This window comes from Caulobacter sp. SL161, assembly GCF_026672375.1.
Taxonomy (GTDB): Bacteria; Pseudomonadota; Alphaproteobacteria; order Caulobacterales; family Caulobacteraceae; genus Caulobacter.
Map to the genome: position 1 here is coordinate 3,170,779 of NZ_JAPPRA010000001.1, position 22,908 is coordinate 3,193,686.

Below are 22,908 nucleotides of genomic sequence, written 5' to 3' on the forward strand. Positions count from 1 at the left end.
ATTAACCCTGCGGGCGAAAGGCGACCAAAGCGCTCACCGCTTGACGGCCGCCGTCGCCAGCACCGGCATGCCCAGGGTGCGCGAGGCCGAGGCCGGGGTCTGCAGGCCCGGACGCAGGAACATCCGCACCAGACCCGCGCAGAGGGCGGTGAAACCGGCGAACATGATCGCCAGGGCCAGGACGGGCTTCTTCAGGCTCTTGCCGGTCGACGGCGCCACGGCGCGCTGGACGATGCGGATGTTGTCGCTGCTCTCGGCCGACATCTGCCGCTGGGCCTCGTCCTGCTGTTCCTTGACGGTGAAGTCGCGGACGTTCGAGGACAGGACGTCCCGGTCGCGCGACAGCTCGTTGAACTGCGGCTCCAGTTGCGCCAGGCGCAGGAGGCGCGAGTTCACGTCGGTCACCTGCTGGGCGTAGGCGGCCTGCGACTGCTGCAAGGCGGCGACCTCGGCGCGCAGATCGTTGCGGGTGGTGGCCAGGGTCTGCCAGATCGGGTTGGGCCCGCTGCGGCGAGCGCCCTCGCCGGCGGTGCGGCCGGCCGCCAGACCCGCCTCCAGCTGGGCGATCTGGGCGTTGATGTCGATCACCGGCTGGGCGCTCGGCGTATAGCGCGACAGCAAGCCTTCCCGGTCGAGCTTCAGCTGCGCCAGCTTGGTCGAGGCCGACATGTCGGTGTCCCTATAAAGGATCGTCTCGGCTGGCGTGCGCGCCAGCTCAGCCTCGACCGCGCCGAGGCGACCCGTGCGGTCCTGTAGCTGAGCGTCGATAGAGTATTTCTGCTGTTCGACCTGAGCCTGCAGCTGGGTGAGCGCGGTCTTCTGGGCGTTGAAGTCGCCGATGTCGTTGGTCATCAGGAACGACTGATAGGCCGCGTCCGCCTCGGACAACTTCTGCGAGAAGATGTCGCGCTGGCGCTCCAGAACCCGGTTGTCGCCGCCGATCAGCAGCGTGCGGCGGTAGATCAGATACTCTTCAAGCAGAGTATTCAGCACCTTCTCGGCCATCTCGGGGTTCTGGTGCTGATAGGCTAGGCGGATGATCGAGTTGTCCGGCGCGGTCTCGATCTTGAGGCTCTTGGCGATCGAGTCTCGCCCCTCGGCGATCAGCTTGCGCTTCTCCTCAGGCGAAGCCACCGCGTACTTGGCGGCCGAGCTCGGGAAGATGTTTCCAAAGCCGATCTTGCGGATCACGCGCTCGCGCAGCTCGCCACTGCCCAGAATCTCGGCTTCGGACTGAATCACCTCGTCGTTGGTCGGCACCGCGCCTCGGCCGGCGTCGCCGGCGCGTGGCTCATAGACATATTCCTGGCCCAGCCGCACGAAGAGGCTGGACTGGGCTTCGTAGCTCTTCTTCAGCGTCATGGCGAAGCCGACGCCGATCACGGCGATGACCACGAACACCATGAGCATAAGGAAACGCTCGCGCCACAGCAGGGTGACGAAGTCGCTGGGAGCGTAACGCGCTCGCGCGCCGGCGCCTCCCCCCGCCATGGGCGGCGGAGAGTCGTGCGGCACGCTGATCCAGGCGCTCGTCGACATGCGAATCCGGGCGGTCTAACTTGGCTCGCCACCCTGGGGCTGGCGGTCTTAAGGGTTCGTTACCCATTCCTGTTAAGACTTGTCGCATGCAGAGCCGCACGCACTTCATGACGGCCTTGGCCGTGGTCCTGATGGCCGGCGGGACGACCGCCTGCGGGCATCTCGACGCAGAGCCGATCACGCCTGCGCCGCGCCCGACCGCGACCTTTTCCAACATCGGTTACGCGGACTGGAGCGAGGAAGAGCCCGACTATCGCTTCTATCCGGGCGACGAGATCGAGATGACGGTGCCCTCGGCGCCGGAACTGAACAAGACCGCCACCGTGCAGCCTGACGGCCGGATCACCGTGCCGCTCGTACAGCCGGTCATGGCCGCCGATCGCACGATCGGCGAACTGCAAGCCTCGCTGAGCCAGGCCTATGCCGGCACCCTGCTGCGTCCGCAGGTGCAGATTTCGGTGAAGGCGACCGCGCCCTTGAAGGTGTTCGTGGGCGGCGAGGTCGGGAACCCCGGCGTGTTCGACATGGCCGGCGACGGCGACGCCTTGCGCGCCATCATCCAGGCGGGCGGGTTCAAGACCACCGCCAAGCGCAATCAGGTCGTGATCATTCGTCGCGGTCCCGACGGGCGGGCGATGATGCGGACGGCCGACCTTCTGAGGGGCCTGACCAGCCCGGGCGGCGCGGACCTGGTGCCGCTACGCCGCTTCGACATCGTCTATGTGCCGCGCAGCGGCGCGGCGGAGACGGGCCTGTTCATGCAGCAGTACTTCCGTGACCTGCTGCCGGTCAGCTTCAGCTACGCGATCAACGGCACCATCCGCTAAGCGGCGGCGAAGCGAAGGCGCATCGAGCCCGGAGAACCGGGCTCAGCCGTGGGCCAGCCACTCGCGCGCCTGACGCTGGGCTTCGGCGACCTCTTCGCTGGCCATCTCCTGCGAGAGTTCCTTGCGATAGACCTTGGCCTCGATCGACCCGCGCATGGCGGCCAGATTGAACAGCATGTGGGCCGACACATAGTCCAGCGGCGCGCCGCCCTGACCGGTCGAGTACAGCAGGCCCATGCGGAACAGTTCGTCGCCGGTGGACTGGGCGGTCGGCAGCGGCAGCGTGGAAACGACGGCCGACGGTTCATTCATCAACATCATGGCACATCTCCTCTCTCAAGCTCGCCCCGCCGTTCTGGCGGATCAGAGCCTGAGAGAAGAAAAGTCCACAGCCACTGAACATATAGTTAAGCGGCAAAACATCATGAAAATAATGTCGAGTATACTAGTTATTAGAGGTGATTACTGCGCGTAAAGGCCAGTATACAGCACGTTAACGAGCGCGCTGACCGAACAGGACTCTGCGAGCGTCTTCCGCAGCTTTTCCAGAGGCTTGCAGGCCGCCGGAGCGGAGTTCCGCGCCCAGCTTGAAGCCCTTCTGGACGGCCTCGCGCGCGCCGACGCGCTCGAACCACGCCTTCAGGTGCGGAAACTCTTCCAGAATGATGCCCTGATTTTTCCACGGCACAATCCAGGGCCAGATCATGAAGTCGGCGATGGACAATTGGCCGCAGACGAACTCACGTCCCTCAAGACGCTTGTTCAAGACGCCGTACAGGCGGTGGGTCTCATTGGTGTAGCGGATCACGCCATAGGCGATCTGGCGCTGGTCGGCGATGATCGCAGGCGCATACTGGCGGAAGTGATGCGTCTGGCCGGCCATGGGTCCGAGCCCGCCCATCTGCCACATCACCCATTGGTCGATATCGACCCGCTCACGCTCATTGGCGCCGTAGAACTGGCCGGACTTGCGGGCCAGGTACTGCAGAATCGCTCCGGATTCGAAGATCGAGATCGGCTGGCCGTCCGGCCCATCGGGGTCGACGATCGCCGGCATGCGGTTGTTGGGGCTGATGGCCAGGAACTTCGGCTTGAACTGCTCGCCGACGCCGATGTTCACCGGAACCATCTCGTAGGGCAGGCCCATTTCCTCCAGGGCGATGGAGATCTTCCAGCCGTTGGGCGTGGGCCAATAGTGCAGTTCGATCGGACGGCTCATCGGCCTCCCCTCCCGTAATCGTCGTTGTTCCCGAACATGGTCCCCGCCGCGCCGCCCGCCAAGGGGGCGGCGGGGCAAATCGCTGACAACCCCATTCAGGCTGGGTTCAGCCGCGCCCCCTGATCGTGCGCTCCAGGGTCGAGGGATGTTTTTGGCGGCGCCGGAGGGTGTTCGCCCGACCACGAGGAGAAGACGAGATGAAGCGTCTGCTGCTGACGATCGCCGCCGTGGCGTCTGTGGCCGGCCCGATGGCCCTGAGCGCCACCGACGCCGCCGCCCAGGACCGCGGACGCTGGGAACACCGTGACCGCGACCGTGACTGGGATCGGGATCGCGGCCGAGACCACGACCGAGGCGGCTGGGATCGCGATCACCGCGGCGGCTGGGATCGTGGCGACCGCTGGGATCGTCGAGACCGCTGGGATCGCGGTCGTCACAACGGCTACTACTATAACAGCCGCTGGTACTACGGCCCGCCGCCCTCGGCTTACTACAGCCATCCCGGCTATCGCCCAGGCTACAGCGCCTGGCGTCGCGGCGCCTATCTGCCCAGCTACTATCGCGGCCATGGCTATGTCGTGAGCGACTACTATCGCTACAACCTGCGTTCGCCGCCGCGCGGCTATTACTGGTACCGCACCGGCGACGACTATGTGCTGGCGGCGATTGCGACGGGCCTGATCTTCGACGTCATCGCGGGCCGCTAGAGGCTCGCGCGTCAAAACGGAATCGTTTTGACGCGATAACGAGGCTCTAAATCAAATACCTAGAGCGTGACTTACGCCGAAACCGGTTCCCACTTTCGGCGTCACGCTCTCACGACAAAGAAAAAGGGCCCGCAGCTTGCGCCGCGGGCCCTCGTCCGTCTTGGGGCTGATCGAGCGCCTACTCGACGCCCAGCTTCTTGCGCAGAAGCTCGTTGACCGTGCCCGGATTGGCCTTGCCGCCGGTGGCCTTCATGACCTGACCGACGAACCAGCCCAGAGCCTGCGGCTTGTCCTTCACGGCTTCGGCCTTGTCGGGATTGCCCGCGATCAGGTCGTCGATGGCCTTCTCGATGGCGCCGGTGTCGTTGATCTGCACCAGGCCGCGCTTCTCGACGATCTCGGCGGGACGGCCTTCGCCGGCCCACATGTGCTCGAAGACCTCCTTGGCGATCTTCGACGAGATCGTGCCGTTCTCGATCAGCTCGACCAACTGGGCGATGTCGGTGTGCGGCAGCGGCGAGTTCGTGAACTCGGTCCCGGCCGCCGACAGCTTGGCCAGCAGTTCGTTTGTGACCCAGTTGGCCACCAGCTTGGCGTCACGCCCCTTGGCCGCAGCCTCGAAGTAGTCGGCGCGGTCGGCGTCGATGATCAGCACGCCGGCGTCATAGGCCGAGAGGCCGTACTGGCTCTGCAGGCGCGCCTTCTTGGCGTCCGGCAGCTCCGGCAGGGTCTCTTCGATCGACTTCACCCAGGCCGGGTCCAGCACCAGCGGCAGCAGGTCCGGATCGGGGAAGTAGCGATAGTCGTGCGCCTCTTCCTTCGAACGCATCGAGCGCGTCTCGCCCTTGGTCGGGTCGAACAGGCGGGTTTCCTGATCGACCTTACCGCCGTCCTCGAGGATCTCGATCTGGCGACGGGCCTCGTACTCGATGGCCTGCTGGATGTAGCGATACGAGTTGACGTTCTTGATCTCGCAGCGCGTACCCAAGTGCTTGAAGTCGCCCGTGGCGCGGAACTTCTCATAGTCGCCGGGACGGCAGACCGAGACGTTCACGTCGGCGCGCAGGTTGCCCTTCTCCATGTCACCGTCGCAGGTGCCCAGATAGACCAGGATCGTGCGCAGCTTCTTGACGTAGGCGGCGGCCTCTTCGGAGGTGCGCATGTCGGGCTTGGAGACGATCTCCATCAGCGCGGTGCCGGCGCGGTTCAGGTCGACATAGGTCGCGTTCGGATCCTGATCGTGCAGCGACTTGCCGGCGTCCTGCTCCAGGTGCAGGCGCTCGATGCGCACGTCGAAGGTCGTGCCGTCGTCACGCTCGACGCTCACCACGCCCTCGCCGACGATCGGCTGGTCGAACTGGCTGATCTGATAGCCCTGCGGCAGATCTGGATAGAAGTAGTTCTTCCGGTCGAAGCGGCTCTTCAGGTTGATCTGCGCCCGCAGACCCAGGCCCGTCTTCACCGCCTGCTCGACGCAGAACCGGTTCAGCACCGGCAGCATGCCGGGCATGGCCGCGTCCACGAGGCTGACCTGCTCGTTCGGCCCCGCGCCGAAGCCGACGGCGGCGCCCGAGAAGAGCTTGGACTTGCTGGCGACCTGGGCGTGCACCTCAAGACCGAGGACCATTTCCCAGTCGCCCGTGCGGCCTTTGATGACCTTGGCGTTCTCGTTCATCGCGCTCACCACCACTTCTCGGCCTTGGCCGTGAAACCTGCCGCCTTTTCGACCGCCCCGGCGACCGAGAACACGGTCGCCTCGTCCAGCGGCTTGCCGATGATCTGCAGGCCCAGCGGCAGACCGTTGGCGTCAAGGCCGGCGGGCAGGCTGAGGCCCGGCAGGCCGGCCAGGTTCGTCGTCACCGTGAAGACGTCGTTCAGGTACATGGCGATCGGATCATTGCTGTTCTCGCCCAGGCCAAACGCCGCCGAGGGCGCGGTCGGGGTGAGGATCGCATCGCACTGGGTCCAGGCGTTGTCGAAGTCCTCGGCGATGCGGCGACGCACCTTCAGGGCCTTCAGGTAATAGGCGTCGTAATAGCCGGCGCTCAGCACGTAGGTGCCGATCAGGATGCGGCGCTTGACCTCGTCGCCGAAGCCCGAGGCCCGGGTGTTCTCGTAGATCTCGGTGAGGTTGGCGCCCTCTTCGCGCAGGCCGTAACGCATGCCGTCATAGCGGGCCAGGTTCGAGGACGCCTCGGCCGGGGCCACGATGTAGTAGGCCGGCAGGGCGTACTTGGTGTGCGGCAGGCTGATGTCGACGATCTCGCAGCCGGCTTCCTTCAGCCAAGCAATACCGTCGGCCCACAGCTTCTCGATCTCGGCCGGCATGTTGTCGACGCGGTATTCCTTGGGGATACCGATCTTCAGGCCCTTCACCGACTTGCCGACGAACTGGGTGAAGTCCGGAACCGGGATGTCGAGGCTGGTCGAGTCCTTGGGATCATGGCCCGACATCGAGGTCAGCAGCAGGGCCGCGTCCTCGACGGTCTTGGCGATGGGGCCGGCCTGATCCAGCGAGCTGGCGAAGGCGACGACGCCCCAGCGCGAGCAGCGGCCATAGGTCGGCTTGATGCCGACGGTGCCGGTGAAGGCGGCCGGCTGGCGGATCGAGCCGCCGGTGTCGGTGGCCGTGGCGCCCAGGCACAGGTCGGCGGCGACGGCCGCCGCCGAACCGCCGGAGCTGCCGCCCGGCGTCAGGGCCTTGGTCGAGCCCCGGGCGCGCCAGGGGTTGGTCACCGGGCCGAAATAGCTGGTCTCGTTCGACGAGCCCATGGCGAACTGGTCGAGGTTCAGCTTGCCCAGCATCACCGCGCCGTCGCGCCACAGCTGGCTGGTCACCGTCGACTCGTAGGTCGGAACGAAGTTTTCCAGGATCTTCGAGCAGGCCGTGGTCCGCACGCCGTTCGTGCAGAAAAGGTCCTTCACGCCCAGCGGCGCGCCTTCCAGGGGACCAGCCTCGCCCAGCGCCCGGCGGGCGTCGGACTTGGCGGCCATGTCTATCGCCTTGTCCGGGGTCTCCAGGATGTAGGCGTTCAGGCCGCGCGCGGCCTCGATGGCTTCGATGTGGGCGCGGGTCAGCTCGACCGAGGTGAACTCGCGGGCGGCAAGGCCGTCGATGGCGGCCTTCAGGGTCAGGTTCGTCAGGCTCATTATTCGACGACCTTCGGCACGACGAAGAAGTTGTTGATCGACTTGGGCGCGTTGCTGGTCACGCGGGCCGGATCGCCGCCCATGGTGACGACATCCTCGCGCAGCGGCAGGCCGGCCGCGACGACGCTGGTCAGGGGCTCGCAGCCGTCGGTGTCCACCTCGGCCAGCTGCTCGATCCAGGTCATGATGCCGTTCAGTTCCTGGGCCAGCGGCTCCAGGCGCTCTTCGGGCGTCGCGATGCGGGCGAGGCGCGCGACCTTCCGCACGGTGGCGGCGTCAATGGCCATGGAAGGCTACTCCGGATAAATAGTCAGCATTGACTGTTATTGTCGGTGGGTAGCGGGCGAAGGCCTGCGTTTCAAGGCGAACCTCTCCTTCAGCCTCACCCTGAGCCTGTCGAAGGGCGAGGCTGACGCACGGCGCGACGCCCTTCGACAAGCTCAGGGTGAGGACGTAAAAGACCGCCATGCCCGTTCTCGATATCGAAGACTTCGCCGCCGCCCTCCCCCAGTACGCCGCCGTCGTGGGTCTGGACCCCGGCGAGAAGACCATCGGCGTGGCCGTCTCCGACGTCACGCGCACCGTCGCCAGCCCTCTGGCCCTGATCGAGAAGACCAAGTTCAGCAAGGACGCCGAGCAGCTTTTCAAGCTGATGGACAGCCGGAACGCCGTCGCGATCGTGATCGGCCTGCCGATGAATATGGACGGCACCGAGGGCGTACGCTGCCAGTCCAACCGGGCGCTGGGCCGCAACCTGCTGCGCCTGAAGCCCGACCTGCCGATCACCTTCTGGGACGAACGCCTGTCGACGGCGGCGGTGACCCGGGTGCTGATCGACGAGCACGACATCTCGCGCAAGCGCCGGGACGAGGTCGTCGACAAGATGGCCGCCGGCTGGATCCTGCAGGGCGCGCTGGAGCGGCTTCGCGGACTTTGAGACCATCGCCGTCACTGAACTTTCGCCCAGGGCGAGAAAGTCAGGGCTTTGCGGCCGCGAACCGGCTTGGTTAATGTCGGCGAATTCGCGAACTCGGGGGCGGGCGTGGACTTCAGACGAAAGAACGACCGCCGTCGCGTGGTCGCGACCGGCGCGGCCTTGATCGCGGTGCTTGCGGCGGACATCGGTGTCGCTGGCGACGGCGGCGACTGCCCGCCCAACCCCGAGCCGGGCAAGTGCTACGAGAAGGTCTACAGCCCTGCCCAGTACGAGGATCAGGCCGAGCAGGTGCTCGACCAGCCGGCGCGCATCGAGACCCGCACGATCGAGGCGGTCTACCGGTTCGAAGAAAAACGACTCCCGACCGGCGACAGCGGCGACCAAGCCTATCGCACCGTCGTCGAGAAGGTTCTGGTCGCGCCGGCCCGGGTTGAGCGTTACGCCACGCCGGCGACCTACCGGATCGTCATGACTCGCCGAAAGATCCGCGACGCCAGCTTTGCGTGGGAGGTCATCGCGTGCGCGGCGGGCCGCACGCCGCCCCGGGTCGGCGGCTGAAGCAAAAATGCACGGAAAATCATCTCAAGTAACAACAGGTAGCGTCTAAAACCCTTTTTGGGTTCTAAACCTGCCCGGATCGGCGGATCCGAAAAGAAATTCGCTCAGCAGGTGAATTTTCGGGACAACATCGTTTTGTCTTTGGTTAAGGTTAATTGTCGCGTTCAGGGACCGGACTCCAAGTTCGTTCCACGACTTTACAGATTCCGGTTGAGGGCAAACGAGGGGGGCTCGAGTGACGAAGAAGGTCTTGATGGGATTGGTGGCGGTCGCCATCACCGGCATGTCGGTGAGCCCTGCGCTCGCGGACGGCCGCAACTATGCGCCGGCGCCGGCGCAGCGCAGCTATCCGCCGGTTCCGCCGCCGCCGTCCTATCCGCCCGCGCCGCGTCCGCCGTCGCCGCCGTCCGGCCCGCCAGTGGATGACTGCCTCTGCACGCGTCCGGTGGTGTTCTATGGCCCGACCACGGGCTGGGGCGACATCCGGGTCGCGGCCCCGGGCGTGCGCGTCTATGGCGAGCCGGTGGTCGTGCCGTCGGGCCGCATCGATATCCAGGGCCCGCCGGTCTATGTCGACGCCCCGCCCGTTCGCGTGGCCGCGCCGCAGATCTATCTGCACCGTCCCGAAGTGCATGTGCGTCCGTCGGCCGTCACGGTCGAGGCGCCGCAGATCCACTTCAGCGGCTGCGCCGACGGCGTGCGCTGCGAGCCGGCTCCGCCGCGTCGTTAAGACCCGGATCCGTCGCGAAGTTATCGAGGAGGGTGGCCCAAGGCCCCCTCCTCTTTCTTTTTGGGCTCAGTGTAGAGAGGCTCAGCGCTGCGGCGCGCAGAACGCCCGGGCTTCACGCGCCAGCGACAGGTCGCCGCCTTCCAGAGCCGCCTTTACCGCCTCGTCGCAGCGATTCTCGCTCAGCAGGCCCGTGACCTTGCCGCGCAAGGCGTCGGACCTGGCCGCGGCTTCCTTGAGCATCTGGGCTTCCTTGCGCTCGCCCGGCAGACAGGCCGAGTACCACTTGGCGTCACCGCAGCGGGCGATCAGCCGCGTCTGCCGCGAAGGATCGGCGGGCTTCTCGGAAACCGGCTTTTCGGGCGGCGGCTTGGCGCTCGCGGCCGGCGCCAACTCCACCGTGGCAGGCGGCGCGACCACCGGCGGCTGCCCTTCCAGCGGTTTCACCGTCATCTCGGTCGGCATCTGGTAGTGGCAGACCCAGCCCTTGTCGGTCGTCTGGCAGGACTGCAGCGTCGCGCGCGCCTCCTCCGACGGCGCGGAGGCCTGCAACAAAGCGAGCATAAGCAACAGCATGGCCGACCCCGAACGGCGCGTTCCAGAACGCGACCTCTACAGTATGCGCCTCCTGCGCCCCCCAACAAGCCAGGGCATGGATTGAGGCGACGATTCGGCCTGTTGTGGGCCACCGCCCAGCGCGGCCTTTCCTTAACGGTCAAAGCCGCCTAAGACGCGGGCTCATGACGGCTTCCGCCCATGACCCCGCCCGCGAGGCGATCGAGACGATCCGCGCCCGCGTCTTCGCCTTTCCCAAGCGCCATTTCCTGTCCGCAGGCGATCTGAACGCGCCCCAGGCGGCCGACCTCTTGGATCTGGCCGACGCCTTTGTCGCCCTGAACCGGCAGACCTCCAAGACCCTCGACATCCTCAAGGGTCGCACGCTGATGAACCTGTTCTTCGAGAACAGCACCCGCACCCAGAGCTCGTTCGAGCTGGCGGGCAAGCGCCTGGGCGCCGACGTCGTCAACATGAACCCCAAGACCTCGTCGGTCGCCAAGGGCGAGACCCTGATCGACACGGCCGTCACCCTGAACGCCATGCGGCCCGACCTCTTGGTCGTCCGTCACGCCTCATCCGGCGCGGCCAGCCTGCTCAGCCAGAAGGTCAGCGGTCACGTCGTCAACGCCGGCGACGGCCAGCACGAGCACCCGACCCAGGCCCTGCTCGACGCCCTGTCGATCCGCCGCGCCTTTGGTCGCGTGTCTGGCCTCACCGTCGCCATCTGCGGCGATGTGCTGCACAGCCGGGTGGCCCGCTCGAACGTCGCCCTGCTGCACACCCTGGGCGCCAGCGTGCGCCTGGTGGGACCGCCCACCCTGATGCCCGCCCAAGCCGAGCGCTGGGGCGTCGCCGTCCACCACGACATGAAGTCAGGCCTGGCCGGCGCCGATGTCGTCATGATGCTGCGCCTGCAACTGGAACGGATGCAGGGCGCCTTCGTGCCGTCCACGCGTGAGTACTTCCGCTTCTATGGCCTTGACCGCGAAAAGCTTTCCCGCGCCGCGCCCGGCGCCAAGGTCATGCACCCCGGCCCGATGAACCGGGGCGTCGAGATCGACTCCGACGTCGCCGACGATCCGGCCGTCAGCCTGATCCAAGACCAGGTCGAGATGGGCGTCGCCGCCCGGATGGCGGTGCTGGCCAGCCTGGCGGCCAGGATCGAGGGGGCTGGTCGATGAAGCGCCCTGCGTCCTTCGAGGCTCGCCTCCGGCTCACACCTCAGGATGAGGTTTTCAGCAGCAACGTTCCTCATCCTGAGGCGCCCGCAAAGCGGGCCTCGAAGGACGCAGGGCGCCTGCCCGAGATTGAACAATGAACGCCCCCCAGCCCCTCGCCTTCGTCAACGCCCGCCTGGTCGACCCGGAAAGCGGCTATGACGGCCCTGGCGGCGTCATCGTCTCCGAAGGCGTCATCACCGACGTGGCCAAGGGCCGCGAGTTCGGCAAGCTTTCCAAGGCCGTGCGCGTGGTGGACTGCGGCGGCGCGCTGCTGGCCCCCGGCCTGATCGACCTGCGCGTCCGCACCGGCGAGCCCGGGGCCGAGACCAAGGAAACCCTGGCCAGCGCCGCCAAGGCCGCCGCGGCCGGCGGCGTCACCTCGTTCGTCGTCCAGCCCGACACCGCCCCGGCGATCGACGACCCCAGCATGGTCGACTTCATCCTGCGCCGGGCTCGCGACGTCGACAGCGCCCGCATCCTGGTGGCCGGCGCGGCGACCAAGAGCCTCCTGGGCGAGCAGATGGCCGAGATCGGCCTGATGCGCGAGGCCGGCTGCGTCTATGTCACCGACGCGGGCAAACCCATCGTCGACAGCAAGGTCATGCAGCGCGTCCTGACCTACGCCAAGGGCTTCGACACCCTGCTGGCCCACCGTCCGATGGACCCGTGGCTGGGCAAGGGCGGTGCGGCGATCGGCGGCGAGTTCGCCGGCCGCATGGGCCTGCCCTCGATCTCGCCGATGGCCGAGCGCATCATGCTGGAGCGCGACGTCGCCCTCCTGGAAGCCACCGGCGGCCGACTGCTGGTCGACCAGATCAGCTCGGCCCAGGCGCTGGAAACCCTGGCCCGCGCCAAGAGCAAGGGCCTGCGGGTCAACGCCTCGGTGTCGATCAACCACCTGTCGTTCAACGAGCTGGACATCGGCGACTACCGCACCTTCGCCAAGCTGAACCCGCCCCTGCGCGGCGAGGATGACCGCCAAGCCCTGATCGAGGCTCTGGCCTCGGGCCTGATCGACATCGTCGTCTCCTCGCACAGCCCGGCCCCGGCCGAGGACAAGCGCCTGCCGTTCGACGAGGCCGCGCCCGGCGCGGTGGGCCTGGAGACCCTGCTGCCCGCCCTGCTGTCGCTGTACCACGAGGAGCGCCTGCCGCTGCTGGACCTGGTCCGCGCCGTCACCCTGGCCCCGGCCCAGCTGCTGGGCCTGCGCGGCGGCCGTCTCTCGCCGGGCGCGCCGGCCGACCTCGTGCTCTGCGACATCGACGCGCCGATCATCGTGGACGCCGCCCGCCTGGTGTCGAAGTCCAAGAACTCGCCGTTCGACGGGCGACGGCTGCAGGGCCAGGTGTTGATGACCGTAGTGGACGGCCGCGTGGTGCATCGGGCGGAGGGGTGAGATCGTGGAAGAGCGCGATGTGGACCTCGAAACGGCCCCGCCTCGTAGCTTCTCCTGGCGTACGCTCTGGATCTACGCAGGCTTTGGGCCGCTGATCGGTTCAAGCGTCGGTTTGCTCCTTTACATGGTTCCCCTGATCGGCGCCCAGACACGAGACGCATTCACGTTCACTGTTGAGGGCATGATCGGCCTCGTCTTCACCGCCTATCTGGTGGGATTGATCGTTGGCGCTCTCCCTGCCGCCATCACCGGCTTTGCCGTCTCCCGCCTGCACTATGCTGGTGAGCCGATATGGCGCGCGGTTGCGCTAGGAACCAGTCTCGGTGCGCTCACATCCTTGGCGTGGTTGACGGCGTTGAACGGCTTTCACGCGCCGCCCGTTGAGCTCCTCGTTTCGGTAACGGCCATCGGAGGCTTTGCCGGAGCGATATGCGCCCTGGTACAACAAAACAAATCAACACCCCGTCGCAATGGTTGAATTTGCGATATACTCTCCTTAAGGTCGAACCGTGCAAGATCTCGCCGCCATCGCCTATCTCACCCTCGGGATCGCCATCGTCGGCGGCTACCTCTTGGGCTCGATCCCGTTCGGGCTGATCGCCACGCGCCTGGGCGGCGCCGGCGACATCCGCCAGATTGGTTCGGGCAATATCGGCGCGACCAATGTGCTGCGCTCGGGCCGCAAGGACCTGGCGGCCATCACCCTGTTGGGCGATGCGGGCAAGGGCGTGGTGGCCGTGCTGCTGGCCCGGTACCTGACCAACGGCAACCCGGCCATCATCGCCCTGGCGGGCGGGTCGGCGTTCCTGGGCCACCTGTTCCCGGTGTGGCTGAAGTTCAAGGGCGGCAAGGGCGTGGCCACCTTCTATGGCGTGCTGCTCAGCGCCTGCTGGCCGGTGGGGATCGCCGCCGGCGCCACCTGGCTGGCCATGGCCTTCCTGTTCCGCATCAGCTCGCTGGCGGCCCTGACCGCAGCGACCTTGGCCGCGCCTTTCGCCCTAGCCTTCGACCAGCCCTATCCGTTCATGGGCCTGTGCCTGTTCATGGCCGTGCTGATCTTCATCCGTCACCGCGAGAACATCGCGCGCCTGCTCAAGGGCGAAGAGCCCAAGATCGGCAAGAAGAAGCCGGCGGAGGATGCTCCGCCCGCGCCCGACGCGCCGTGACGCCCGGCCGGCTCTCGGACATCCAGCGCTTCGCCTGGCTGCGCCTGGCGCGCACCGAGACCGTCGGCCCCGTCGCCTTCGACCATCTGCTGACCCGCTACGGTACGCCCGAGCGGGCCCTGTCGGCCCTGCCCGATCTCTCGCGCAAAGGCGGCCGCGCCGTGCCGCTGTCCCTGCCGCCGCGCGAGGCGATCGAGCAGGAGCTTGAGACCGGCGAGAAACTGGGCGCGCGCCTGATCTGCGGCTGCGAGCCCGACTTTCCGCCAAGGCTGGCGGCCCTGGATCCGCCGCCGCCCGTGCTGTGGGCGTTGGGGCGGGCCGAACTGCTCTCCCAGCCTAGCCTGGCCATTGTCGGGGCGCGTATCGCCTCGGCCGCCGGCCAGCGCTTCGCGCGCCAGCTGGCCACGGATCTAGGAACCGCCGGCCATGTCATCGTCTCGGGCATGGCGCGCGGCATCGACGGCGCGGCCCACGAAGGCTCGCTGGCGACCGGCGCGGTGGCGGTGCTGGGCGGCGGGGTCGGCGACATCTATCCGCCCGAGCACGACAGGCTGCACGCCCGCCTGGCCGCCGAGGGCTGCGTCGTCTCGGAAAGCGCGCCCGACCGCCGCGCCCAGGCCAAGGACTTCCCGCGCCGCAACCGGATCATTTCGGGCCTGTCGCTGGGCGTGATCGTCGTCGAGGCCGAGCTGAAGTCGGGCTCGCTGATCACCGCGCGCCTGGCCGCCGAACAGGGCCGCGACGTGTTCGCCGTGCCCGGCTCGCCGCTGGACCCGCGCTCGAAGGGCACGAACGACCTGATCCGCCAGGGCGCGATCCTGTGCGAAGGCGCCGAGGACGTGCTGCGGTCGCTGTCGGGCCAGACGCATCTGCGTGAACACGACCACCGCTACGAACCGGCGCCCGACATGGACATCGACCACGACGCGCTGCGCGAGCGGCTCGCTGCCCTGCTCTCGCCCACGCCCGTCTCGCGCGACGACCTCGTGCGCGCGGCCGCCGCCCCGGCCTCGGCGGTGATGGCGGCGCTGGTGGAGCTGAGCCTGGCCGGCCGCGCCGAGCTTCTGGACGGCGGATTGGTCGCGGGGGTCTAGCCTTCCGCTCCGGGCCCGGGCTGATACGCTGGCGTCAGACGCACCGGAGAGATTCGTGGACGCCGACCACCTGCAGCGGACTTTCGACGAGGCGGTTCAAGCTCACGGCGAAGGCCGGCTGGACGAGGCCGAGGCCGGCTTTCGCGCCGTGCTTGAGGTCCTTCCGAATGAGGGCGAGGCGCTGTTTGGCCTGGGCCTGACCCTGATGGGCCTTCGGCGCTTTTCCGAAGCCATTGCGCCGCTCAAGGCCGCCGCCGCCGAGCCGGGCGCCGAGCCGGTCCGTTTCCTCTGCCTGGCCCAGGGTCTCTACATGACGGGCGCGTTCGCCGAGGCGGCCGATACCTTCGCCGCGGTGGCGCACCAGGACGGGTTCAACGACGGCGCGCGCCTGACCTGGGCCCGCTCGGCCGCCTATGCCGCGCTGGACGACACCGACGCCGACAGCGCCCTGGCGCTCTATCAGCGGCTGGCCGGGTCGCTGGCCGAGGATCTCGACACCGTGGCGCGCGAAGGTTTTTCCACCCTCGTCGCCTTCGAGCGCCTGGCCGCCGCGCGCAAGCTTGGCCAATGGCTGGAGGCCCGCGCGCCGGACGATGCGATCCGGGCGCACGAACTGCGGGTGCTGACCGATCCGCAGATCGACCGCGCCCCGCCCGCCTATGTCGAGGCGCTGTTCGACGCCTTCGCCGACCGCTTCGACCACCAGCTGGTTGAGAACCTGGAATACCAGACGCCGACCCTCCTGGCCGGGATGGTCGGCGTCGCGGACCGCCACTTTACGCACATGCTGGACCTGGGCTGCGGCACGGGCCTGGCCGGCCCGCCCCTGAGGGCAAGGGTCGCACGCCTGACCGGCGTGGACCTTTCCACCGCCATGTTGGCCAAGGCGGCCGAACGCGGCGGCTATGACGCCCTGGTCCACGCCGAGGCCGTCGCCTTCCTGCGCGAGACGCCCGACCGCTTCGACCTGATCGTCGCCGCCGACGTGTTCAGCTATCTCGGCGACCTGAACGACATCCTGGCCGCTGCGGCGGGCGCGCTCAGCGACGATGGCCTGCTGGCCTTCAGCGTCGAACAGGGTGAGAGCGGCTGGCGACTGCTGTCCTCGGCGCGCTACGCGCACGGCGACGATTATGTCCGCGCGGGCGCCGCCGGCGCCGGTTTCGAGGTCCTGGCGCATCGCCTGGCGCCGCTGCGCCGACAAGCCGACGCGATCACGCCAGGCGGCCTCTACGTGCTTCAGAAGATGCAGGCCTAACGCCGCGCGGCGCTACACCTCGCCTCGCGACCTCCCCGGCATTGGCTTCGCCGCACTGACGTGTCGCCGGGGAGGTCGGGTTTCTGGAGGGCGGTTAGAGACTGCTGGCGAGCCTAGTCGGACCTTGCCGTCGCCCTCATAGAGCGGGCATGCTTCAGGCTATGCGCTGCTACTACATCCTCATTCACGGCAAATTAGATTGGCAGGGTGTTCCGAGAGGCGATGAAGCCTCTCAACCCATTGGATTCTTCTGTCACCGATACGTACTCGCATCGAATAAGTCAGATGCCGCTGAAAAGGCATTTCGACGTGTCCGCGCAAATTTGGGTGACTGGATCGGGGAAGGTGGACCGACGCTCGATCTCGCCGCCGAGGAGATTGCGGAGGCACCGACTTACAAGCTGCTCATTCCGGAAAACAGAGCACACGCTTTTTACGACGAAGAGTGAACGCCCCCTCACCACCCGCCTCAGCGGCTCCCGACGTCTGCTTTCCAGATCTCGCGGGAAGGTGGCGGGGTGACGCAGCTAAACGCTCAGATCCACCAGCAACCCGGTCCCCGCCGCCGGCGCGGCGCGCACGGCTTCTTTCAGCCGATCGGCGATTTCCGCGCGTTCGGCGTTGGAGGTCACGGGCTTGATCGGGCGGATCGGCGAGACATAGGCCTCGGTGGCGATCCGATTGACGGTCAGGTCCATCGGGGTCAGCACAGGTGGAACTTGCCACGCCAGTGTCGCGCAAGGGGCTTAACAAGCGCCTACCGGACACCAAAGCCTGACTGTTTTCCGGGTCCTTCGTTGACAGACCCCTAGTGAAGCCCCCACTTTCGCGCCGCTCGCCTGCAGGGCGATCTCTTTTTCCTGAACAAGAGTCAGAATGAACGTCGTCGTCGTCGAGAGCCCGGCCAAGGCCAAGACCATCAACAAGTACCTCGGGTCCGACTACACGGTTCTCGCTTCCTACGGCCACATCCGCGACCTGCCGTCGAAGGACGGCTCGGTCGAGCCGGACAACGACTTCGCCATGAGCTGGGAGGTCGACGCTAAGGCCTCCAAGCGCGTCAGCGACATCGTCGACGCCATGAAGAAGGCCGACCGCCTGATTCTGGCCACCGACCCGGATCGCGAAGGCGAGGCGATCAGCTGGCACGTCCTGGAAGTGCTGAACAAGAAGAAGGCGCTGAAGGACAAGACCGTCCAGCGCGTCACCTTCAACGCCATCACCAAGACCGCCGTGACCGAGGCCATGAAGGCCCCGCGCGATCTCGACATGGAGCTGGTCGAGGCTTACCTCGCCCGCCGCGCCCTGGACTATCTGGTCGGTTTCACGCTCTCGCCGGTGCTGTGGCGCAAGCTGCCGGGCAGCCGCTCGGCCGGCCGCGTGCAGTCGGTGGCCCTGCGCCTGGTCGTCGACCGCGAGCTGGAGATCGAGCGCTTCCGGACCCAGGAATACTGGACCGTCGACGCCGACGTCTCGGCCGGGTCCGACCCGTTCCTGGCGCGTCTGGTCAAGCACGAGGGCAAGAAGCTCACCAAGTTCGACCTGGGCAACGAGACCTCGGCCCTGGCCGCCAAGGCCGCCGTCGAGGCCGCCGTCTTCAAGGTCGAGGCCGTCGAGAAGAAGCCCGGCAAGCGCTCGCCCGCCCCGCCCTTCACCACCTCGACCCTGCAGCAGGAAGCCGCCCGCAAGCTGGGCTTCTCCGCCCAGCGCACCATGCAGGCCGCCCAGAAGCTGTACGAGGGCGTCGACATCGGCGGCGAGACGGTGGGTCTGATCACCTATATGCGGACCGACGGCGTCTCGATGGCGCCCGAAGCCATCTTCGAGGCCCGCGACGTCATCGGCGCGGTCTATGGCAAGGAGTACGTCCCGGACTCGCCGCGGATGTACAAGTCCAAGGCCAAGAACGCCCAGGAGGCCCACGAAGCCATCCGCCCGACCGCCATGGGCCGCAACCCGGGCTCGCTGCGCCTGGAGCCGGAGCTGGGGCGTCTCTACGAGCTGATCTGGAAGCGCACCATCGCCTCGCAGATGGAAAGCGCCCGCATCGAGCGCACGACCGTCGACCTGACCAGCGCCGACGGCCAGACCGGCCTGCGCGCCACCGGCCAGGTGGTGCAGTTCCCCGGCTATCTGGCGGTCTATGAAGAAGGCCGCGACGACGAGGGCGACGAGGACAGCGCCCGCCTGCCCGCCATCACCGAGGGCGCCAGCGCCAAGGTGCTGAAGTCGCGCGCCGACCAGCACTTCACCGAACCGCCGCCGCGCTATTCGGAAGCCAGCCTCGTCAAGAAGATGGAAGAGCTGGGCATCGGCCGTCCGTCGACCTACGCCTCGGTGCTGGGCGTGCTGCGCGACCGCGAATACGTCCGCATGGAGAAGCAGCGCTTCATCCCCGAGGACAAGGGCCGCCTGGTCACCGCGTTCCTGGAGCAGTTCTTCAAGCGCTATGTCGAGTACGACTTCACGGCCGCGCTGGAGGAGAAGCTCGACCTCGTCTCGGACGGCAAGCTGGACTGGAAGGAGTTCCTCCGCGAATTCTGGAAGGACTTCCACGCCGCCGTCGGCGAGATCGCCGAGCTGCGCACCACCAATGTCCTGGACGCTCTGAACGAGGCCCTGGGCCCGCACATCTTCCCCGACAAGGGGGATGGATCGAACCCGCGCCTGTGCCCGACCTGCGGCTCGGGGCAACTGTCGCTGAAGACCGGCAAGTTCGGGGCCTTCATCGGCTGCTCGAACTATCCCGAGTGCCGCTACACGCGCCAGCTGGGCGTGTCCGAAGGTGATGGCGACGCCGAGAGCGCCGACAAGCAGCTGGGCCTCAACCCGGCCACGGGCCTGGCGGTCTGGCTGAAGAACGGCCGCTTTGGCCCCTATGTCGAGGAGCTGGCCGCCGAAGGCAGCGGCGACAAGCCCAAGCGCTCGTCCCTGCCCAAGGGCTGGATCGCCTCGGCCATGGATCTTGAGAAGGCCCTGCGCCTGCTCTCGCTGCCGCGTGAGGTGGGCAAGCACCCGGACGACGGCAAGGTCATCACGGCGGGCCTCGGGCGCTTCGGACCGTTCGTGCTGCACGACGGCACCTACGCCAATCTGGAGAACGCCGACGAGGTGTTCGATGTCGGCCTCAACCGCGCGGTGGCCATCCTGGCCGACAAGCGCGCCGGCGGCGGACGTCCGCAGCGCGCGGCCGCGGCGGCCTTGGCGGAACTCGGCAATCACCCCGAGGACGGCAAGCCGATCCGCGTGCTGTCGGGCCGCTTCGGCCCCTACATCAAGCACGGCGACACCAACGCCAATGTGCCCAAGGGCAAGGACCCAGCCGCCATCACGCTGGAAGAGGCCCTGGCCCTGATCGCCGAACGCGCGGCCAAGGGCGGTGGGAAGAAGCCGGCCAAGAAGGCGGCGGCTTCGAAGTCCAAGGCCAAGGCCGAGGGCGACGCGCCGGCCAAGAAGACGGCCGCGAAAAAGCCCGCCGCCAAGAAGCCGGCCGCCAAGAAGGCCGCGCCGAAGGCGAAGGCTGCAGCGACGACCGACGACGGCGCCGCGCCCTGGGACGACGAAGGCTGACGCCTGTTCAGGGCTGAGGGACGGGAGTAGAGTTCGCCCATGACGACCTTGGAACGTCCCCTGCCTTTGCAGGTCGTGGTCGTGGCCCTGGTGCTGTGCTGCATCGGCGGCTTCGCCATGGGCCTGACCAACGCGATGAAGCTGGATCGCGGCGGCGCCGTGACCAGCCAGCAGCCGCTGGCCGAGACCTCGGGCGTTCCGATCAAGGACGCCGCCCCCGCCCTCGCCTATGAGCCGCCGCCGGTCGAAAAGCCCAAGCCCAAGACCGTCGAGGTCGAGACCGTCGAGCAGGAGGCCCCGCCGCCCGCCCCTGTGATCGAGACCCCGCCCCCCGCGCCGACGCCCGTCGCCGAAACCAAGCCGGTCGAACCCCAGGCGCCCAAGTCGATCGAGGATCTGTACTGAGGGTCTGCGCCCCCTCCGTCTCGCTGCTTCGCAGCGATCCACCTCCCCCGTTTCACGGGTGAGGATGACCTAGCCTCCTCCCTCGCAAAGCGGGGGAGGTGTCGCGATGCGGATACGCATCGTGACGGAGGGGGCGCTGGCGCCCACCCCGCGTTTCCCTAAGGCCGCCGAACGCGTTAAGGCAGGACATGGCCAAACTTCGCCCCACCAAGACCTTCAAGCCCAAGCCTCCGGCCGGCCTGCCCGATCGCGAGACGCTGCTGGCGTTCCTGCGTGACGCCGGCGAGACCGGCAAGGCCGACATCGCCCGGCACTTTGGCCTCAAGGGCGCCGATCGCCGGGCCCTGCGCGAGATGATCCGCGAGCTGGAAGCCCAAGGCGCCCTGGCCAAGCGCGGCCGCAAGGGCTTTGCGGAGGCCGGCTCCCTGCCCCCGGTCGGTGTGGCCGACGTGGTCGAGCGCGACGGCGACGGCGAACTCTATGTGAAGCTGACCAAGTCCGACGACGATGTGCCCAATGTCCGCCTCGCGCCCGGCAAGGGCGAGGCCGCCGCCGGCGCGCCGGGCCTGGGCGACCGCCTCTTGGTCCGCTTCGAGCGGCTGGAGACCGGCGAGTTCGAGGCCAAGCTGATCAAGAAGCTGGGCCAGAGCGCGCACAAGATCCTGGGCGTCATCCGCAAGCACCGCCGCGAGGTCCGCGTAGAGCCGGTGGACCGCAAGTCCAAGGAAAGCCTGGTCCTGGACCCCAGCGTCGCCCACGACTTCAAGGAAGGCGACCTCGTCCTGGCCCAGGTCGGCACGCACAGCGGCCGCTATGGTCCCAAGCCCGGCAAGGTGCTGGAGGTGGTCGGGACCGAGAACGACCCGCGCGCCGCCTCGCTGATCGCCATCCACAGCCACGGCATCCCGACGGGCTTCTCTGAAGCCGCCGAGGCCGAGGCCAAGACCGCCGTCGAACCGACCCTGGCCGGCCGCGAAGACCTGCGCGACCTGCCGTTCGTGACCATCGACCCGGTGGACGCCCGCGACCACGACGACGCCGTCTACGCCCACCCCGACGACGACGAGACCAATAAGGGCGGCTTCGTCGTCTGGGTCGCCATCGCCGATGTGGCCGCCTATGTCCGCCCCGGCTCGGCCCTGGACCGCGACGCGCGCGAGAAGGGCAACAGCGTCTATTTCCCCGACCGCGTAGAGCCGATGCTGCCCGAGACCCTGTCGAACGGCCTGTGCTCGCTGCGGGAAAGCGAGAACCGCGCGACCCTGGCCGTGCGGATGGTGTTCGACAAGTCGGGCCGCAAGAAGGGCCACAAGTTCGTTCGCGGCCTGATGCGCTCGGCCGCCAAGCTGTCTTACGAGCAGGCCCAGGCGGCGATCGACGGCCAACCGGATGACAAGGCGGGTCCGCTACTGGAGCCGATCCTCAAGCCGCTGTGGGACGCCTATCGGACGATGAAGATCGGCCGCGACGCCCGATCGCCGCTGGCCATCGAGAGCGACGAGCGCCGGATCATCATCCAGGGCGGCGAAATCACCTCGATCACCAAGCGCGCCAGCCTGGAAGCCCACAAGTTGATCGAGGAGATGATGGTGCAGGCCAATGTCTGCGCCGCCGAAAGCCTGGAGGCCAAGCGCTCGCCCCTGATCTATCGGGTGCACGATACGCCGAGCCTGGAGAAGGTGCAGAACCTCGCCGACTTCCTGCAGACCCTGGAGATCCGCTGGAGCAAGGGCGAGGCCCCGCAGACCTCGCGCTTCAACAAGCTCCTAGACGAGACGCGCGAGAGCCCCAACGCGGCGATCATCAACGAGGTGGTCCTACGCACCCAGATGCAGGCCCACTACAGCGCCGACAACATCGGTCACTTCGGCCTGAATCTCGCCAAGTACGCCCACTTCACCAGCCCGATCCGGCGCTACGCCGACCTGATCGTCCACCGGGGCCTGATCCGGGCTCTCGGCCTGGGGACCGATGGCCTCACCGATCAGGACATCGCCCAGATCAAGGACACCGCCGAGGTCATCACCCACGCCGAGCGCCGGGCCATGGCCGCCGAGCGCGACGCCACCGACCGCTACATCGCCGCCTTCCTGGCCGACCGTGTGGGCGCGACCTTCGAGGGCCGGATCACCGGCGTCACCCGCTTTGGCCTGTTCATCAAGCTGGCCGACACCGGCGCGGACGGCCTTGTGCCGGTCTCCAGCCTCGGCCAGGAGTTCTTCGTCCACGACGACAAGATGCACGCCCTGGTCGGCGAGCGGACCGGCAAGCGCTGGCCGCTGGGCATGGGCGTCGAGGTCAAGCTGGTCGAGGCCTCGCCCGTCACCGGCGGCCTGCTGTTCGAGATGCTCAGCGACCCGCTGCCGCCCGATCCCAAGATGCCCCGCCCGCGCCTCGGCGCGCGCCGTCAGGCGGCGGTGAAACCGCGCGGCGGCCTGCCCAAGGGCGTCCGGCGAGGGAAGCGGCGGTAGGGCGTCATCAAGATCCTCCCCCTAGCGGGGGAGGTGTCCGCGCAGCGGACGGAGGGGGAAGTCCTGATGACCTTGCCCCTTCCCCCTCCGTCGTCTCTTCGAGCCG

Annotated in this window: 23 protein-coding genes and 1 pseudogene; 16 read left to right on the forward strand and 8 right to left on the reverse strand. The window is 67.6% G+C overall.

The genetic code is table 11. The features are described from left to right. Position 1: 1 nt before the first annotated feature. Positions 2–1,539, reverse strand: a pseudogene (locus tag OVA11_RS15575) (Wzz/FepE/Etk N-terminal domain-containing protein). Positions 1,540–1,625: 86 nt separating this feature from the next. Here OVA11_RS15575 and OVA11_RS15580 point away from each other — a divergent pair. Then, on the forward strand, positions 1,626–2,366 hold the full coding sequence (locus OVA11_RS15580) for a polysaccharide biosynthesis/export family protein (protein ID WP_268068193.1): 741 nt from the start codon (positions 1,626–1,628) through the stop codon (positions 2,364–2,366). 42 nt (positions 2,367–2,408) lie between these two features. Here the strand turns inward: OVA11_RS15580 and OVA11_RS15585 are convergent, their stop codons facing one another. Then, on the reverse strand, positions 2,409–2,687 hold the full coding sequence (locus OVA11_RS15585) for a sel1 repeat family protein (protein ID WP_268068194.1): 279 nt from the start codon (positions 2,685–2,687) through the stop codon (positions 2,409–2,411). Positions 2,688–2,859: 172 nt separating this feature from the next. Beyond that, positions 2,860–3,585: a glutathione S-transferase N-terminal domain-containing protein gene (locus tag OVA11_RS15590; protein WP_268068195.1), complete on the reverse strand. Its 726-nt coding sequence runs from the start codon at positions 3,583–3,585 to the stop codon at positions 2,860–2,862. 197 nt (positions 3,586–3,782) lie between these two features. Between OVA11_RS15590 and OVA11_RS15595 the strand changes: the two genes are divergently transcribed. Beyond that, positions 3,783–4,292 carry an RcnB family protein gene (locus tag OVA11_RS15595; protein WP_268068196.1) on the forward strand — a complete coding sequence of 170 codons (510 nt, stop codon included), beginning with the start codon at positions 3,783–3,785 and terminating at the stop codon, positions 4,290–4,292. A gap of 178 nt (positions 4,293–4,470) precedes the next feature. Here the strand turns inward: OVA11_RS15595 and gatB are convergent, their stop codons facing one another. Genes gatB through gatC form a run of 3 tightly spaced genes read right to left on the reverse strand, consistent with a single transcriptional unit; the run spans position 4,471 to position 7,729 of the window. Next, positions 4,471–5,967, reverse strand: coding sequence for an Asp-tRNA(Asn)/Glu-tRNA(Gln) amidotransferase subunit GatB (gene gatB / locus OVA11_RS15600; RefSeq protein WP_268068993.1), 1,497 nt, complete (start codon positions 5,965–5,967; stop codon positions 4,471–4,473). A 5-nt stretch (positions 5,968–5,972) separates the two neighbouring features. Continuing rightward, a complete protein-coding gene (gene gatA / locus OVA11_RS15605) occupies positions 5,973–7,442 on the reverse strand; it encodes an Asp-tRNA(Asn)/Glu-tRNA(Gln) amidotransferase subunit GatA (RefSeq protein WP_268068197.1) in 1,470 nt (489 codons plus the stop codon). Then, positions 7,442–7,729: an Asp-tRNA(Asn)/Glu-tRNA(Gln) amidotransferase subunit GatC gene (gatC, locus tag OVA11_RS15610; RefSeq protein ID WP_010920296.1), complete on the reverse strand. Its 288-nt coding sequence runs from the start codon at positions 7,727–7,729 to the stop codon at positions 7,442–7,444. The genes gatA and gatC overlap by 1 nt, the downstream gene beginning before the upstream one ends. A gap of 179 nt (positions 7,730–7,908) precedes the next feature. Here gatC and ruvX point away from each other — a divergent pair, with 179 nt between their 5' ends. The 3 genes from ruvX (at position 7,909) to OVA11_RS15625 (ending at position 9,667) form a co-directional block, all read left to right on the forward strand. After that, complete coding sequence (gene ruvX / locus OVA11_RS15615; protein WP_268068198.1) at positions 7,909–8,379, forward strand: Holliday junction resolvase RuvX; 471 nt, start codon at positions 7,909–7,911, stop codon at positions 8,377–8,379. A 105-nt stretch (positions 8,380–8,484) separates the two neighbouring features. Beyond that, the gene (locus OVA11_RS15620) at positions 8,485–8,937 is read left to right on the forward strand and encodes a hypothetical protein (RefSeq protein ID WP_268068199.1); all 453 of its coding nucleotides are present in this window, start codon (positions 8,485–8,487) and stop codon (positions 8,935–8,937) included. Positions 8,938–9,172: 235 nt separating this feature from the next. Continuing rightward, positions 9,173–9,667, forward strand: coding sequence for a hypothetical protein (locus tag OVA11_RS15625; protein ID WP_268068200.1), 495 nt, complete (start codon positions 9,173–9,175; stop codon positions 9,665–9,667). Between the two features lie 81 nt (positions 9,668–9,748). Here OVA11_RS15625 and OVA11_RS15630 read toward each other — a convergent pair whose 3' ends face one another. Next, a complete protein-coding gene (locus OVA11_RS15630) occupies positions 9,749–10,240 on the reverse strand; it encodes a hypothetical protein (RefSeq protein ID WP_268068201.1) in 492 nt (163 codons plus the stop codon). Positions 10,241–10,404: 164 nt separating this feature from the next. On the opposite strand from OVA11_RS15630, the gene OVA11_RS15635 reads away from it, so the two are divergent. The 8 genes from OVA11_RS15635 to OVA11_RS15670 all read left to right on the forward strand — a co-directional run bounded on the left by OVA11_RS15635 (position 10,405) and on the right by OVA11_RS15670 (position 16,805). After that, positions 10,405–11,403: an aspartate carbamoyltransferase catalytic subunit gene (locus OVA11_RS15635; protein WP_010920301.1), complete on the forward strand. Its 999-nt coding sequence runs from the start codon at positions 10,405–10,407 to the stop codon at positions 11,401–11,403. Continuing rightward, positions 11,400–11,540, forward strand: coding sequence for a hypothetical protein (locus tag OVA11_RS15640; RefSeq protein WP_024265807.1), 141 nt, complete (start codon positions 11,400–11,402; stop codon positions 11,538–11,540). The genes OVA11_RS15635 and OVA11_RS15640 overlap by 4 nt, the downstream gene beginning before the upstream one ends. Beyond that, positions 11,537–12,838 carry a dihydroorotase gene (pyrC, locus tag OVA11_RS15645; RefSeq protein WP_268068202.1) on the forward strand — a complete coding sequence of 434 codons (1,302 nt, stop codon included), beginning with the start codon at positions 11,537–11,539 and terminating at the stop codon, positions 12,836–12,838. The genes OVA11_RS15640 and pyrC overlap by 4 nt, the downstream gene beginning before the upstream one ends. Before the next feature lie 4 nt (positions 12,839–12,842). Continuing rightward, on the forward strand, positions 12,843–13,316 hold the full coding sequence (locus OVA11_RS15650) for a hypothetical protein (protein WP_268068203.1): 474 nt from the start codon (positions 12,843–12,845) through the stop codon (positions 13,314–13,316). Between the two features lie 31 nt (positions 13,317–13,347). After that, entirely contained in the window at positions 13,348–14,004 is a 657-nt protein-coding gene (plsY, locus tag OVA11_RS15655) for a glycerol-3-phosphate 1-O-acyltransferase PlsY (RefSeq protein ID WP_268068204.1), read from the forward strand. Continuing rightward, the gene (gene dprA, locus OVA11_RS15660) at positions 14,001–15,098 is read left to right on the forward strand and encodes a DNA-processing protein DprA (RefSeq protein WP_268068205.1); all 1,098 of its coding nucleotides are present in this window, start codon (positions 14,001–14,003) and stop codon (positions 15,096–15,098) included. The genes plsY and dprA overlap by 4 nt, the downstream gene beginning before the upstream one ends. Positions 15,099–15,153: 55 nt before the next feature. After that, positions 15,154–16,356: a methyltransferase gene (locus OVA11_RS15665; RefSeq protein ID WP_268068206.1), complete on the forward strand. Its 1,203-nt coding sequence runs from the start codon at positions 15,154–15,156 to the stop codon at positions 16,354–16,356. A gap of 149 nt (positions 16,357–16,505) precedes the next feature. Then, positions 16,506–16,805, forward strand: coding sequence for a hypothetical protein (locus OVA11_RS15670; RefSeq protein WP_268068207.1), 300 nt, complete (start codon positions 16,506–16,508; stop codon positions 16,803–16,805). A 78-nt stretch (positions 16,806–16,883) separates the two neighbouring features. Here the strand turns inward: OVA11_RS15670 and OVA11_RS15675 are convergent, their stop codons facing one another. Continuing rightward, positions 16,884–17,054: a hypothetical protein gene (locus tag OVA11_RS15675; protein ID WP_062093605.1), complete on the reverse strand. Its 171-nt coding sequence runs from the start codon at positions 17,052–17,054 to the stop codon at positions 16,884–16,886. A 178-nt stretch (positions 17,055–17,232) separates the two neighbouring features. Here OVA11_RS15675 and topA point away from each other — a divergent pair, with 178 nt between their 5' ends. The 3 genes from topA to rnr all read left to right on the forward strand — a co-directional run bounded on the left by topA (position 17,233) and on the right by rnr (position 22,802). Continuing rightward, on the forward strand, positions 17,233–19,926 hold the full coding sequence (gene topA / locus OVA11_RS15680) for a type I DNA topoisomerase (protein ID WP_268068208.1): 2,694 nt from the start codon (positions 17,233–17,235) through the stop codon (positions 19,924–19,926). Between the two features lie 39 nt (positions 19,927–19,965). Then, positions 19,966–20,331, forward strand: coding sequence for a hypothetical protein (locus OVA11_RS15685; RefSeq protein WP_268068209.1), 366 nt, complete (start codon positions 19,966–19,968; stop codon positions 20,329–20,331). A 188-nt stretch (positions 20,332–20,519) separates the two neighbouring features. Then, entirely contained in the window at positions 20,520–22,802 is a 2,283-nt protein-coding gene (rnr, locus tag OVA11_RS15690; RefSeq protein WP_268068210.1) for a ribonuclease R, read from the forward strand. Positions 22,803–22,908: the final 106 nt, after the last annotated feature.

What these genes read in the sequence shown, in the direction of transcription:
- OVA11_RS15580 (WP_268068193.1), top strand. Translation starts at nt 1,626, where the DNA reads ATGCAGAGCCGCACGCACTTCATGACGGCCTTGGCCGTGGTCCTGATG.
- OVA11_RS15585 (WP_268068194.1), bottom strand. Translation starts at nt 2,687, where the DNA reads ATGATGTTGATGAATGAACCGTCGGCCGTCGTTTCCACGCTGCCGCTG.
- OVA11_RS15590 (WP_268068195.1), bottom strand. Translation starts at nt 3,585, where the DNA reads ATGAGCCGTCCGATCGAACTGCACTATTGGCCCACGCCCAACGGCTGG.
- OVA11_RS15595 (WP_268068196.1), top strand. Translation starts at nt 3,783, where the DNA reads ATGAAGCGTCTGCTGCTGACGATCGCCGCCGTGGCGTCTGTGGCCGGC.
- gatB (WP_268068993.1), bottom strand. Translation starts at nt 5,967, where the DNA reads ATGAACGAGAACGCCAAGGTCATCAAAGGCCGCACGGGCGACTGGGAA.
- gatA (WP_268068197.1), bottom strand. Translation starts at nt 7,442, where the DNA reads ATGAGCCTGACGAACCTGACCCTGAAGGCCGCCATCGACGGCCTTGCC.
- gatC (WP_010920296.1), bottom strand. Translation starts at nt 7,729, where the DNA reads ATGGCCATTGACGCCGCCACCGTGCGGAAGGTCGCGCGCCTCGCCCGC.
- ruvX (WP_268068198.1), top strand. Translation starts at nt 7,909, where the DNA reads ATGCCCGTTCTCGATATCGAAGACTTCGCCGCCGCCCTCCCCCAGTAC.
- OVA11_RS15630 (WP_268068201.1), bottom strand. Translation starts at nt 10,240, where the DNA reads ATGCTGTTGCTTATGCTCGCTTTGTTGCAGGCCTCCGCGCCGTCGGAG.
- OVA11_RS15635 (WP_010920301.1), top strand. Translation starts at nt 10,405, where the DNA reads ATGACGGCTTCCGCCCATGACCCCGCCCGCGAGGCGATCGAGACGATC.
- OVA11_RS15640 (WP_024265807.1), top strand. Translation starts at nt 11,400, where the DNA reads ATGAAGCGCCCTGCGTCCTTCGAGGCTCGCCTCCGGCTCACACCTCAG.
- pyrC (WP_268068202.1), top strand. Translation starts at nt 11,537, where the DNA reads ATGAACGCCCCCCAGCCCCTCGCCTTCGTCAACGCCCGCCTGGTCGAC.
- OVA11_RS15670 (WP_268068207.1), top strand. Translation starts at nt 16,506, where the DNA reads ATGCTTCAGGCTATGCGCTGCTACTACATCCTCATTCACGGCAAATTA.
- OVA11_RS15675 (WP_062093605.1), bottom strand. Translation starts at nt 17,054, where the DNA reads ATGGACCTGACCGTCAATCGGATCGCCACCGAGGCCTATGTCTCGCCG.
- topA (WP_268068208.1), top strand. Translation starts at nt 17,233, where the DNA reads ATGAACGTCGTCGTCGTCGAGAGCCCGGCCAAGGCCAAGACCATCAAC.
- OVA11_RS15685 (WP_268068209.1), top strand. Translation starts at nt 19,966, where the DNA reads ATGACGACCTTGGAACGTCCCCTGCCTTTGCAGGTCGTGGTCGTGGCC.
- rnr (WP_268068210.1), top strand. Translation starts at nt 20,520, where the DNA reads ATGGCCAAACTTCGCCCCACCAAGACCTTCAAGCCCAAGCCTCCGGCC.